Below are 13,180 nucleotides of genomic sequence, written 5' to 3'. Positions count from 1 at the left end.
GGCACCGGCAAGACGGTCGTCGCCCTGCACCGGGTCCGGCATCTGCTGCGTACCGGCCGGGGCCGCGGCCCGAGGGGTCGGCGCGCTCGCCCCGGGCCGCCGGGACGGAGCCGCCGCCCGCCGTGGGCGCGGGCCGCCGCGCGCCGCGGTCGGCTCGCGCGGCGGTGCGGCGCTGTGTTCGGGGGAGCCGGGCGCTCCAGCGCGTGAAGTTCACTGCGGATTACCTCGCGGGGTGGTGGCTGAGCTGCGCGCCGGCGCGGGATCGGGGAGATGGATGCGGGTACGGGGGACGGCCCCCAGGGGAATGCAGCAAACTTCCAAATCCTCGCGATTGTCACTCTTTGCAGATACGAGCCCACCCATGGTCACACGTCCAGTGTGGCCGACCGGACTGACATCCGTGAGACGCCGATCGTGGGAGGGGAGTTCCCGGCTCCGCCTCGATGGGCTCAACTGGCTTCGGGATGCCGACCGGTATCCGCGGCGAGCTTGAACTCGGCGCGCGGGTTCTCCAGCGACCCGAGCGAGACGATCTCCCGTTTGAACAGCCCCGACAGGATCCACTCGGCCAGCACGCGCGCCTTACGGTTGAAAGTCGGCACCCGGCTGAGGTGGTAGGCACGGTGCATGAACCAGGCCGGATAGCCCTTCAACTTGCGCCCGTAGACATGCGCGACGCCTCGGTGGAGGCCCAGGGAGGCCACGGAGCCGACGTACTTGTGCTCGTAGTCCTTGAGCGGCCGGCCGTCGAGCGAGGCGAGCACGTTATCGGCGAGGACCCTCGCCTGGCGGACGGCGTGCTGCGCGTTGGGGGCGCACTCCGCACCGGGCTGGTCCGCCGTCAGGTCCGGGACGGCCGCGGCGTCCCCGGCGGCCCAGGCGTGCTCCACGCCCTCCATATGGAGCGCCGCGGTGCACTTGAGGCGGCCGCGCCCGTTCACCGGCAGATCGGTGGAGGCGAGGATCGGGTGCGGTTTGACGCCCGCGGTCCACACGAGCGTGCGGGTGGGGAAGCGCGAGCCGTCATTCAGTGCGGCGACCCTGTCCACACAGGATTCGAGGCGGGTCTCCAGCCGGACGTCGATATTGCGGCTGCGCAGCTCGCGGACCGCGTACTTGCCCATGTCCTCGCCGACCTCCGGAAGGATCCGGTCGGTGGCCTCGACGAGGATCCACTTCAGATCCTCGGGCGAGATGTTGTGGTAGTAGCGGACGGCGAACCGGGCCATGTCCTCCAGCTCGCCGAGCGCCTCGACGCCCGCGTAGCCGCCGCCGACGAAGACGAAGGTCAGCGCCGCGTCGCGGACGTCGGGATCCCGGGTCGAGGACGCGATGTCCAGCTGTTCGAGGACGTGATTACGCATGCCGATGGCCTCCTCGACGGTCTTGAAGCCGATGCCGAACTCGGCCAGGCCGGGGACCGGGAGGGTGCGGGAGACGGATCCGGGGGCCAGCACCAGCTCGTCGTAGTGGATCTCGATCGCGCCGGTGCCCTCCTCCTCCGCGGCGAGGGTTCTGACGGTCGCGGTGCGTTTGCCGTGATGGATCGCGGTGGCCTCGCCGATGACGACCTTGCAGTCCGGCAGGACGCGGCGCAGCGGCACCACGACATGGCGAGGGGAGATCGACCCGGCCGCCGCCTCGGGCAGGAAGGGCTGATAGGTCATATAGGGCTCGGGGTCGACCACGATGACCTGTACTGCGCCTTGTCTCAGCTCTCGCTTCAGCTTCCGCTGGAGGCGCAGCGCGGTGTACATCCCGACGTAGCCACCGCCGACAACGAGAATGCGCGCAGGTTCCTTCACCCTCCCATGAGGCACGCACAGCCGCAGTTTGTCCACAGCCCCGACGAATTGTGTGACCGGAGGAGTCGGCGCCTCCGCCGCCCCGGATTCGGTACCGCGTACGAAAGGTACGCAGGTCAGCACGGGGGCGCGGGGTGGAGGGCGGGCGGAGAGCCAGGAAATGGCGGTCCGCTGCTCCGACCGGGGGGCGGTCTGTCCCGAGCTACCCCCTTCTTTCTTGACCTGTGCTCAACTATGTTCGTACTTCGTCGGGGTTGTGACTGCCCCGGCAGTCTGGGCGGGGAGTCTCCGGGGGGAGACGTCATTACCGGGGGATCACTTATGCACCTTCAGGGTTCGTCATGGTCCGCAACCGTCACGTCGTCGGACGGAAACGGCGGCCGGAGCACTCCGCTGCGCGTGGACGCGCAGCGCAATCTGGAGCATGTCCTGCGGGCGGCGCGCGAAGTCTTCGGTGAGCTGGGGTACGGGGCTCCGATGGAGGACGTGGCGCGGCGGGCGCGAGTCGGGGTGGGCACCGTCTACCGGCGGTTCCCCAGCAAGGACGTACTGGTGCGCCGCATAGCCGAGGAGGAGACGGCGCGGCTGACCGACCAGGCGCGGGCGGCGCTCGGGCAGGAGAACGAGCCGTGGTCCGCGCTGGCCCGGTTTCTGCGGACCTCGGTGGCGTCCGGCGCGGGCCGGCTGCTGCCGCCGCAGGTGCTGCGGGTCGGGGTCGATGTGGAGACGGAGATCCGGGTGCCGCAGCAGCGGCAGGCCGGCTTAGCCGCCTCGGCCCAGCCGGAGCTGCGGCTGGTCGAGCGGCCGACCGCTCCGCAGGACGATCCGGACGACGCGGGCGCCGCGGCGCTGTTGGAGGTCGTCGGGCAGCTGGTGGAGCGGGCGCGGGCGGCCGGTGAACTGCGCCCGGATGTGACGGTCGCGGATGTGCTGCTGGTGATCGCCACGGCAGCGCCCTCGCTGCCGGACGCGGCGCAGCAGGCCGCCGCGTCGGCGCGGCTGCTGGACATCCTGCTGGACGGGTTGCGGTCGCGCCCCGCGAGGTGATGCCCTGCGGGGTTCAGCTGGTGCCTGGGCGGTGGTGCGGGCGGTCGTGGTGGGTTGTCCTGATGCGTCGGACCGGCGGTCGGGGGCCCGCGCGGCCCATGCGTTCGTTCGTACGTTACGGATTCGTGCGCCACGTCTTCCCCGTACGAGTGAAGGTAAGCGCCCCGATCCGGTGAATTCTTTGCTCCGCGTGTCCGCGTGTCCGCGTGTCCGCGTGTCCGCGTCACTGGGCACGCGGAGCGGGGGTGCCGTCCTCCCTGGTCGGGGTCGGCTCCCGGCCGCCGTCGGGGCCTGTCGAGTCGTCGGGGGCTGTCGAGCCCTCGGGGTCGGCGGAGTCGTCGCGGGTGGGCACGACGTCATCGAGCAGGGCGATGACCTGGTCGACGGTCAGGCCCGTGCTCTCGGCCCGCAGCCTCTCGACCGCATCGCGGCCCAGCGCCTCGCTCACCCGTGCCACGACCGCGCCGACCTCCTCGACCACCATCGGTGAGCGCGGCAGCCGGCCGCGCCAGCCGTCGGCCGCACCCAGCAGCCGGGTGGCGAGCCGCTCCTGCCCCCACCCCGCGAGGATCCGCGCCGCGGACTCGGCCTGCTCGGCCAGCAGCGTCTCCTTACAGCTCGCCTCGGTGCCCTTGAGCAGGGTGTCGCGCACCATGCGCAGTCCGCCGGGCACATCACCCGCCGCGGCGGTGATGCGGCCGTGCAGACCGTCGACCACGACCCAGAACTGTGGCGGCGGGGTGCCGCGCAATGCCCTGCTCCGGGCCTCGTCGCAGTACGACCGGGCCTGCTCCACATTGCCGCGCAGCAGCTCGACGAGGCCGCGCAGCACATGGTTGAAGGCCCGGACGTCCACCGCGCCGTTGCGCTCCGCCTCCTCCTCGGAGCGGTCCAGCAGCTTCGTCGCGCCCTCGAAGTCACCCTCGTGGACAGCGAGCTCGGCGAGGCGGGTGAAGAGGAACGGCACCTCGATGTGGGCGCCGATCTCCCGTGCGAGCCGCTGTGCCTCCTCGTAGGCGGCCCGCGCCTCGGCGAACCGGCCACGGCTCGTGGCGATCTCGCCGCCCGCGCCCTCCACCTGGGCGAGCATCCAGCGGTCGCCGACGCGGGCGCTCAGTTCGCGCAGCTCGGCCCAGTCGTGGTCGGCGTTCTCGATGCCGCCCGGCATGTCGATCGCGAGGTGGGTGCGGAACATCAGCGCGACGCCGAGGGACCACTCGTCGCCGTTCACCCGGCAGTGGGCCACCGCCTCGTCCATCAGCGGCAGCACCCCGGCGTGGCCGTCGATGACGAATCCGGCCAACGGCCACAGCAGCCCGGGGAAGCGTGTGCTGCGGTGGCTCGGGTGGGCGGCGTAGGCGTCGCGGATGCGCTCGGCGACGATCCGGGTCGCGGGGTCGTTCATATCGGTCCCACCCTGCTCGATGAGCAGGAAGAAGAGCAGCAGCCGCAGATCCATGAACTGCCAGTACCGGGTGACGGCCGCGTCGTCGCCGTCGACCCCGTCCGGAACGCGGTCCGGGACGCGCCCCACTTCGCCATACGGAGCGTGGTCGTCCGCCGGCTCCGTCCCGTCCGTGCGGTGCGGCCGGCTTTCGAGGGCCAGGACCCGGCGGACCCAGGCGGCGCCGTCGTCCCGGTAGTTGCGCAGCCACCAGAACCAACCCATGGCCAGGGCGATCGCGAAGGCGGTGTCCTCGTCGAAAGCGGTCAGGGAGCGCTGCAGAGCGGCCCGGATGTTGTCGAGATCGGTCTCGACACGGCGCAGCCACGGGAGTTGTTCGGCGGAGCGCAACCGCGGTTCGGCGGTGCGGACGAAGTCCCGGAAGCAGGAGACATGGCGGGCGACGGCGGCGTCGTGGTCGATCCGGGCCGCGGGGTCCTCGGTGGCGCGCCCGCTGACGTACTCGTGGATCGTCTCCAGCATGCGGTATCGGGCCTCGCCCGCCGGGCCCGAGGGGTGGTCGACGACGAGCAACGACTTGTCGGCCAGTGCCCCGAGCAGCTCCAGTACGTCCGGGGGCGCGATATGGGCGCGGGGGTGCGTGTGGGAGCGTGCGGGGGCGCGTGAACCGGCGCGCGAACCCTCCTCGCCCGGCTGATCCGCATCCCCGTGCGTATCGGCCTCCGCGCGCGCACCGGCCTCCGCATGCGCGCCGGCTTCCGCGCCGGACGGCACGTCCGCGCACACCGCCTCCGCCGCGCCCAGGCTCCAGCCGCCCGCGAAGACCGAGGCCCGGCGCAGTACGGTCCGCTCGCGCTCGTCCAAGAGGTCCCAGGACCAGTCGACGACGGCCCGCAGGGTCTGCTGGCGCGGCAGTGCGGTTCTGCTGCCGCTGGTCAGCAGGCGGAAACGGTCGTCGAGCCGGTCGGCGATCTGGCGCGGGGTCAGCAGCCGCAGCCGCGCCGCGGCCAGTTCGATCGCCAGCGGCAGCCCGTCCAGCCGGCGGCAGATCTCCGCGACCGCGGCCGCCGTGGCCGGGTCCGCCGCCGGGTCGAATCCGGGCCGTACGGTCGCGGCGCGCTCGGCGAACAGCCGGTGGGCGGGGACGGGTGGCAGCGGCTCCACGGGCCGTACGGTCTCGCCGGGCACGCCCAGCGACTCACGGCTGGTGGCCAGCACGGTCACGCCCGGGCAGTGGGCGAGGAGGGTCTCGGCGAGCCGCGCCGCGGTGTCGATGACGTGCTCGCAGTTGTCGAGCAGAAGCAGCAGCCGGCGGTCGGCGCAGTACTCGACGAGGCGGCCGGTGGGGTCCGCGCCGTCCGCGCCGCTCGTCCGGCCCTCGAGACCGGAGGCGAGCAGGGTGGTCTCGCGGCGGCCGACGGCGCTCAGCACGGCGCCGGGGACGGCGGAGGGGTGGTCGAGCGGGGCGAGTTCGGCGATCCAGACGCCGTCCGGGTAGCCGGCCGTCACGGTCGCGGCGATCTCCTCGGAGAGCCGGGTCTTGCCGGAGCCGCCGGGCCCGGTGAGGGTGACCAGCCGGGCGCGGCCCAGATCGCGGCGGATGGCGCCGATCTCGGTCTGCCGGCCGACGAAGCTGGTGAGGCGGGCCCGGAGGTTGCCGTGCGGCAGCGACGGCAGCGGCGGCACGACGGGGCGCGGGTCCTCCTCCCGGCCGCCGGGCCGCGCCGAGGCGTCCCCCGGGGCGGCCGCGCCCCCCGTGACGACCGGCTCCCGCGCGGCCGGCGGCCCGTCCGTGAGCAGCAGCTGTCGATGAAGCTCCATCAGCTCCGTACCCGGGTCCGTTCCGAGGCGGTCGGTGAGGATCCGGCGGACGTCCTCATACGCGGCGAGGGCGTCGGCGCCGTGGCCGGCCGTGCGCAGCGCGCGGATCAGCTGGGCGTGGAACGTTTCGTCGAGCGGATGGTCCGCGACGAGCTCGCGCAACTCCGGTATGACGTCCGTACTACGGTCGAGCGCGAGGTCGGCGTCGATCCGGCGGTGCAGTGCGGTCAGCCGGAGCGCCTCGGGGCGGGCGGCGGCCGCGTCCCGGTGGGGCAGGTCGGCGAGGGCCGGGCCGCGCCACAGGGCGAGCGCCCGGCGGAGGGTCGCGGCGGCCGGGCCGGGGTCGCCGGCGTCCAGCGCGCGCATGCCGTCGTTGGTCAGCCGCTCGAAGCGCAGCAGGTCGACGTCGTCCTGAGGCACGGCGGTCGCGAGGCGGTAGCCGCCGGGCGCGGAGACCACGGCGTCCCTGCCGATGATCCGGCGCAGCCGCCCGACGAGCGCCTGGAGCGCGGCGGGCGCGTCGTGCGGGGGGTCGTCGGCCCACACCTCGTCGATGAGGACGTCGACGGGGGCCGGGGTGGGGCGTGCGGCGCGGACGGCGAGCGCGGCGAGCAGCGCGCGGATCCGCGGGCCGCCGAGGGGCAGGGGGTTCCCGTGGTCGTCGCGCGCTTCGGTGGTGCCGAGGATCAGATACCGCACGGGGTCCATTCTCCTAGGGTCTGTCGTCACAGGGGGCGTCGGCCGCGAGTGGCGCCTGAGGGCCACCTGGCAGCGCCGGCCGGCGGACCGTGGCACGGCGGAGCGTCGCCCTCGTACGGGGCACTACGGTCGATGCGCCGCCGGCCGCCCTTCACGCCGCCGTGCGAGGGCAGCCGGGCAAGCCGGTGCCGCCGTAGTACGGCGGAGATGGGCCGGGGCATCCGCGGCCGCGCTCACCGCGCCTGCCAGGCCCGTCCGGCCCGCCAGGCCGGTCGCACCGCCGGGCCCGTCCGGCTGCCAGGCCGGACGGCAGCCGAAGCCACCGTCACAGACTCGGCCGCGGCACCACTCCGCCCGCCACCGCCCGCTGCCGGGGCGCCGCCGTGCCGGTCCAGCAGGTGCCGCGGCGGGCCAGCAGCCGCCGCAGCCACACCTCCGTGGAGACGAGTTCGGCCAGGCCGTCCAGGGGCAGCCGCTCCCCCTGGGCCGCCGCGCGCAGCGCCTTACGGACGACACGGGCCTCCACCAGGCCGGCGTCGGCCAGCAGCGGCGCGTCGAAGAGGGTCATCACCTCGCCGACCCAGGTGCGCATACCGGTCCGTACGGCGGCGGTGTGCGCGGCGTGGGAGGTGGCGCCCCAGCCGGAGGGAAGCTCCCGGATCCCGGCTCCGGCGAGGACCGCGCGCAGCACCGAGGCGCGCGCCCCCGGTTGCACTCGAAGCGCTTCGGGGAGCGCGCGGCAGGCCCGTACGACCTGGTTGTCGAGAAAGGGCGCGTGCAGGCGCTGGCTGCGGACCTCCGCCGCCTGTTCGAAGACGCGGTGGTCCGCCGCGTAGCGGGCGAGGGCGGCGTCGGCGCGGCGCTCCCCGGGGCGGCGCAGTAGTACGGGGCGCACGGCCGCCTGCTCCAGCCGAACGGACACTTCCGCCAGCGCCTCGCCCGTGAGCCAGCGGGCGGCGGGCCCGGGGCGGCACCAGGTCAGGGCGGCGAGGGAGGCGGATACGGCGCCGGGGCCGCCCGTCACGCTGTCGTCGGCGAAGCGGCGCTCCAAAAGGCGCGCGGCGGCTTCCTCGACGCCGTCCCTATAGGGCGTGCGGGCAAGCCGGCGTGCGGCCCGGTAGACCGTGAAGGGCACGAAGAAGGACTGTGCGGAGGGCCCGTCGGCCTTCGCGAGCGCGGTGGCGGGGCGCAGCAGGTGGCGTCTGCGGCGGTCGAGCAGCAGGTCGGCGAGGCGGGCGGGGTGGGCGTCGAGCACTTGGCGGGCGCCATGGCCGACGAAGTGGTCCGCGCTGCCCGCGGCGAGCCGGCGCCGGTGGCGCTCGGCGATCACGAGGGACGGGCCGGGCTCGTCGGTGAGCGCGCCGGTGTCGAGGGCGGCGTACGGCAGGGCTTCCTCGCCCGCGGCGACGACCACATGGTGCAGTCGCGGGTTGGCGGCGATGGCGCCGGCGCGCTCCAGCTCGGCCTCGCGGGTGCGGGCGCCGCCCGCCGTGGCGAGGTCGTTGAAGGTGACGGCGAGGAGCCGCTCACCCGCCTCGGTGCCGTGCCCGAGGAGGGTGCCCGGCATTCCGGGGAGACCGGCGGCGAGCAGGGCGAGCGTGGCGGAGGCGCTGCCTCCGGACAGATCGGCGCCGATGCCGGGGGCCGGGGCGCCGCGCGCGGCCCGCCGCTCGGCGGGGCCCATGCCGGGGACCGGGCCGGGGTCGAGGCCGCCGCCGGTCTCGGGGGCGTGGCGCGGGGCGGTGAGCCGGGCCCGTACGGCCTCCACGAGGGCGTCCCGGACGCCGTCCACGGCCTTGTCCTGGTCGAGTTGGGGTGCGGCGACGGCGAGCGACGCGGTGGGCTCGTAGCCGGTGACGTCGCGGGCGCCGTCGCGCAGGATCAGCGCATGCCCCGGGGGGACGCGTCTGACGCCCATATAGGGCGTGCCGTCGCCCATGGCCTCCGGAGAGTCCGGGCAGGCGAGGAGCGCGCCGAGGTGGCCGACGTCGAGCTGGGCCTCGATGAGGTCGGCGAGCGGGAGCGCGGCGGTGGCGTAGGCGGTGCCGCCGGCCCAGTCGGTGTGGAACACGGGCCGGGCGCCCGCGAGATCACCGGCGATGGTGACGCGGCGGCCGACCTGGGCGACGGCGGTATAGCTGCCGGGCCAGGCGGTGAGGTGGCGCAGGGCGCCACCGCGCGCCGCGAACAGGCCCACCCGAAGCTCCTCGTCGGTCGCACCGCAACAGCCGAAGACGGCGAGCCGGGTGAAGGGGTCGGCCTGGACGACGCGTACCTCGTCGGGCCGCCAGTCGCCGACGGCCCACAGCGGATCGGGCTCTGCCCACAGGAGTTGGGCGCCGACCGGCTGGATCGCACGGCCTTCCGGGGGGACCGGGCCGGATGCGGTACTGCTCCACCCCACCAACCACCGCATCGCCGCCTCCACAGGCTGTGGGCATCCAGGGCAACCAAGAAGTAGGTGCCATCATGCACAGCATGTTGACGGTTTCGGCATCGAACCGGACAACTACGTGGATCTCCTGGATGTCCCTTGACCACAGCTGATCGCAGGAATCGCAGGGTTGATCACAGAGGGCGGCTCCCGCACAAGAGATCCCCTAAGGAGCCCATGAGGGAACCACCGCCGGTCGCGACACACCGTTCCGCCGTGGCCCATGCTGCCACGAGTGGGGCGTACAAGAGCGCAAGGGCGCCGACGAGTGTGCGAAGAGGCACCGAGGGGCGCGCCAACGCCTGTACGAGGCAGGCGGCTTCCGGCTCCGCGAGGCAGGGGCTCCCGCGTCGGGCCTCCCCCTCCCCGGCCCGACGCGGGAGCCCGGCCGTGGGGGCGTTATTCAGCCAATGTGCCGAGGCGCTCTCGATGGCCGTGCGGATGCCCTGTATGCGCCCACCGTCCACCTCCTGCGCCTCCCAACACGACAGTCCGGGAGGCGTCATTCGCCTCCCGGACCCGTTCCGCCGCCCGCGGGGAATTGAGGCGGCGGCGTCCCCCAGCCCACTGGATCCAGTACAGCGGGCCGACCCACGCAAGACCCATCGAAACGTCCTCGCCACGACTGAGACAGAGCGCACACACGGGCGCACAGCCACACACACCGGGAGCACACGTCCCGCCCCGCACGCCCGTTCGTACAAGAATCTCGCCATCCGGGACACCACCTCTTAACGGTCGGGATGCGGCGAACTACGCTGGGTTTACGAATGCCCCGCGCCTATGCCGGGGCGGCCGTCGGTGCTGTCGAGGGGTGCGCATGTCCAGGGAGCTACGCGGGCCGAACGAGAAGCTCGGCACCGTTCTCGCCCTCGCTGGGATCAGCAATGCCGGGCTCGCGCGCAGAGTCAACGACCTCGGCGCCCAGCGTGGCCTGACGCTTCGCTACGACAAGACGTCCGTGGCGCGGTGGGTGTCCAAGGGGATGGTCCCCCAAGGCGCCGCGCCGCACCTCATTGCGGCTGCGATCGGCAGCAAACTCGGCCGCCCCGTCCCGCTGCACGAGATCGGCCTGGCCGACGCCGATCCGGCCCCCGAGGTCGGGCTCACCTTCCCGCGCGACATCGGCCAGGCCGTGCGTTCCGCGACCGAGCTCTACCGGCTGGATCTCGCGGGTCGGCGCGGCGGCGTCGGCATCTGGCAGAGCCTGGCCGGATCTTTCGCAGTAAGCGCGTACGCCACTCCGGCGTCCCGCTGGCTCATATCCCCCGCGGACAGTTCGGTCGCGCGCGAGCCGAAGGCCACCGAGAACGCCGCGGACGGCGCGACCGGGGCGAGCTCCGAGGCCTTACCACAGCGCGTCGGCCACAGTGACGTCACCAAGCTGCGTGAGGCCGCCGAGGACGCGCGCCGCTGGGACTCCAAGTACGGCGGAGGCGACTGGCGTTCGTCCATGGTGCCCGAGTGTCTGCGGGTGGACGCGGCGCCGCTGCTGCTCGGCTCGTACAGCGACGAGGTCGGCCGCTCGCTCTTCGGCGCCACCGCCGAACTGACCAGACTTGCCGGATGGATGGCCTTCGACACCGGCCAACAGGAGGCCGCACAGCGGTACTACATCCAGGCGCTGCGCCTCGCGCGCGCCGCGGCCGACGTCCCCCTCGGCGGCTATGTGCTGGCCTCGATGAGTCTGCAGGCCACCTACCGCGGCTTCGCCGACGAGGGCGTGGACCTGGCCCAGGCCGCCCTGGAGCGCAACCGCGGCCTGGCCACCGCCCGCACCATGAGCTTCTTCCGGCTCGTCGAGGCGCGCGCCCAGGCCAAGTCCGGGGACGGTCCCGCCTGCGGGGCGGCCCTGAAGTCCGCCGAGGGCTGGCTGGAGCGGGCGCGGGCGGGCGACCCCGACCCGTCCTGGCTGGACTTCTACAGCCAGGAGCGGTTCGCGGCCGACGCCGCCGAGTGCTATCGCGATCTCCGGCTGCCGCGCCAGGTGCGGCGCTTCACCGAGCAGGCGCTGGCCCGGCCGACGGAGGAGTTCGTGCGCTCCCACGGGCTGCGGCTCGTCGTGTCCGCCGTGGCCGAACTGGAGTCCGGGAACCTGGACGCGGCCTGCGCGGCCGGCGCCCGGGCCGTGGAAGTCGCCAACCGGATCTCGTCCGCCCGTACCACGGAGTACGTGCGCGACCTGATGCACCGCCTCGAGGCGTACCGCGACGAGCCGCGCGTCGCCGAGCTGCGCGAGCAGGCGCGGCCGCTGCTGGTGGCCCCGGCGTGAGAGCCGGCCTGAGAGCCGGCGCCCTCTTCGCACACCAGCTCGGAACCGAAGCCTCGCCTGGGTTTCGGGTCGCTGTCAGTGGCGCAGGTCATGATAGGGATCGACGATCGGGCGACTGGACGGTGTGGCGCGTGGGGAGGTGACATGGCGTGACGGCGTTGGACTGCGACGTGCTGGTGATCGGGGGCGGGATCGTCGGCCTGTCGACGGCGTATGCGATCACGCGCGCCGCGCCCGGCACCCGTGTGACCGTGCTGGAGAAGGAGGCGGGCCCGGCCCGCCACCAGACCGGGCGGAACAGCGGGGTGATCCACAGCGGTATCTACTACCCTCCGGGCTCCCTGAAGGCGCGGTTCGCGGTGCGGGGCGCGGCGGAGATGGTGAAGTTCTGCGCCGAGTACGGCATCGCCCATGAGGTGACCGGCAAGCTCATCGTCGCCACGGAGCGGGCCGAGCTGCCGCGGCTGCACGCCCTGGTCCAGCGCGGCAGGGAGAACGGGATTCCGGTGCGCGAGCTGGGCCCCGCCCAGATCGCGGAGTACGAGCCATGGGTGCGCGGCCTGGCCGCGATCCACGTCGGCACGACGGGCGTGTGCGACTTCGGGGCGGTGGCGGCCAAGCTGGCCCGCCTGGCACAGGACGCGGGGGCCTCGGTGCGGTACGGGGCGCAGGTAGGCACCATCGGGCGGCGCCCCTCGGCGGTCGCGGTCCGTACTACGGACGGGACGGTGCTGCGGGCGCGGGCCCTGGTCAACTGCGCGGGGCTGCACTGTGACCGCGTCGCCCGGCTGGCGGGCGACGACCCGGGCATGCGGATCGTGCCCTTCCGCGGTGAGTACTTCGAGCTGGTGCCCTCCCGCGCCTCGCTGGTGAACGGCCTGGTGTACCCGGTGCCCGATCCGGCGTTCCCCTTCCTCGGCGTCCATCTGACCCGCGGCATCGACGGCGCCGTCCACATCGGGCCCAACGCGGTGCCCGCGCTCGCCCGGGAGGGCTACGCCTGGCATACGGTGCGCCCGCACGAGCTGGCCGGGACCCTGGCCTACCCCGGTGCGTGGCGGATAGCGCGCCGCCACTGGCGGTACGGGGCGGGTGAGCTGCGGCGCTCGCTGTCCAAGCGTGCCTTCACCGACGCCGTCCGCCGGCTGCTGCCGGATGTGACGGCCGACGATCTGACAGCGGCCCCGGCGGGCGTGCGCGCCCAGGCGGTGCTGCCCGACGGCACGCTCGTGGACGACTTCCTCATCTCGCAGTCCCCCCGGGTCGTCCATGTGCTCAACGCGCCCTCACCGGCTGCGACGGCCTCGCTGCCGATCGGGCGGGAGGTGGCGCGGCGGGTGCTGGAGGGGTTGTGAGCGCTGGCGCTGTGAGCGTGGTGCCGCAGTGAGCGCTGGTCCCGCAGGGAGCACTGATCCCACAGGAAGCACTGATCCCACAGGAAGCACTGATCCCACAGGAAGCACTGATCCCGCAGGAAGCGGAATCTCGCCGGCCGGGTGCGGGGCGGAGCGTCGGCCCACCGGCACGGCGCGGTCGGGCGAGCGGGCCCCATGAGCGTCCCGCGGCGCTCGCCGGGTCACGCCGCCCGGCCCGGCCCGGGCCGGCCCGGGCCGGCCCGGGCCGGCCCGCCCAGGATGGTGCCGGGGGTGACCCGGGAGGAGGCGTCCTCCTCGGTGTAGGGGCCGAGGACGGCGGAC

General features: G+C 73.8%; 6 protein-coding genes. 3 read left to right on the top strand and 3 right to left on the bottom strand.

What is annotated here, in order from left to right:
• Positions 1-449: 449 nt before the first annotated feature.
• Positions 450-1,805, bottom strand: a complete 1,356-nt coding sequence (locus ABZS71_RS34705) for an NAD(P)/FAD-dependent oxidoreductase (RefSeq protein WP_355852034.1) — start codon at positions 1,803-1,805, stop codon at positions 450-452.
• Between the two features lie 321 nt (positions 1,806-2,126).
• Between ABZS71_RS34705 and ABZS71_RS34700 the strand changes: the two genes are divergently transcribed.
• Positions 2,127-2,852, top strand: a complete 726-nt coding sequence (locus ABZS71_RS34700; protein WP_355852031.1) for a helix-turn-helix domain-containing protein — start codon at positions 2,127-2,129, stop codon at positions 2,850-2,852.
• Between the two features lie 223 nt (positions 2,853-3,075).
• Here ABZS71_RS34700 and ABZS71_RS34695 read toward each other — a convergent pair whose 3' ends face one another.
• Together ABZS71_RS34695 and ABZS71_RS34690 are read right to left on the bottom strand one after the other, a co-directional pair.
• Positions 3,076-6,777, bottom strand: a complete 3,702-nt coding sequence (locus ABZS71_RS34695; protein ID WP_356216636.1) for a BTAD domain-containing putative transcriptional regulator — start codon at positions 6,775-6,777, stop codon at positions 3,076-3,078.
• A 325-nt stretch (positions 6,778-7,102) separates the two neighbouring features.
• Entirely contained in the window at positions 7,103-9,193 is a 2,091-nt protein-coding gene (locus tag ABZS71_RS34690) for an asparagine synthase-related protein (RefSeq protein WP_355852028.1), read from the bottom strand.
• An 838-nt stretch (positions 9,194-10,031) separates the two neighbouring features.
• Between ABZS71_RS34690 and ABZS71_RS34685 the strand changes: the two genes are divergently transcribed.
• Both ABZS71_RS34685 and lhgO read left to right on the top strand, forming a co-directional pair.
• Complete coding sequence (locus tag ABZS71_RS34685; RefSeq protein ID WP_356216633.1) at positions 10,032-11,483, top strand: MFS transporter; 1,452 nt, start codon at positions 10,032-10,034, stop codon at positions 11,481-11,483.
• Positions 11,484-11,632: 149 nt separating this feature from the next.
• On the top strand, positions 11,633-12,838 hold the full coding sequence (lhgO, locus tag ABZS71_RS34680) for an L-2-hydroxyglutarate oxidase (protein WP_356216630.1): 1,206 nt from the start codon (positions 11,633-11,635) through the stop codon (positions 12,836-12,838).
• The last annotated feature ends 342 nt before the right edge of the window (positions 12,839-13,180 follow it).

Source organism: Streptomyces sp. NPDC005393 (assembly GCF_040606675.1).
Classification (GTDB): domain Bacteria; phylum Actinomycetota; class Actinomycetes; order Streptomycetales; family Streptomycetaceae; genus Streptomyces.
Note: the sequence above shows the minus strand (reverse complement) of the source record. Positions and strands in the feature narration are given on the sequence as shown.

Excerpts from the sequence above, each read along its gene's own strand:
- ABZS71_RS34700 (WP_355852031.1), top strand. The coding sequence starts at position 2,127 with ATGCACCTTCAGGGTTCGTCATGGTCCGCAACCGTCACGTCGTCGGAC.
- ABZS71_RS34690 (WP_355852028.1), bottom strand. The coding sequence starts at position 9,193 with ATGCGGTGGTTGGTGGGGTGGAGCAGTACCGCATCCGGCCCGGTCCCC.
- ABZS71_RS34685 (WP_356216633.1), top strand. The coding sequence starts at position 10,032 with ATGTCCAGGGAGCTACGCGGGCCGAACGAGAAGCTCGGCACCGTTCTC.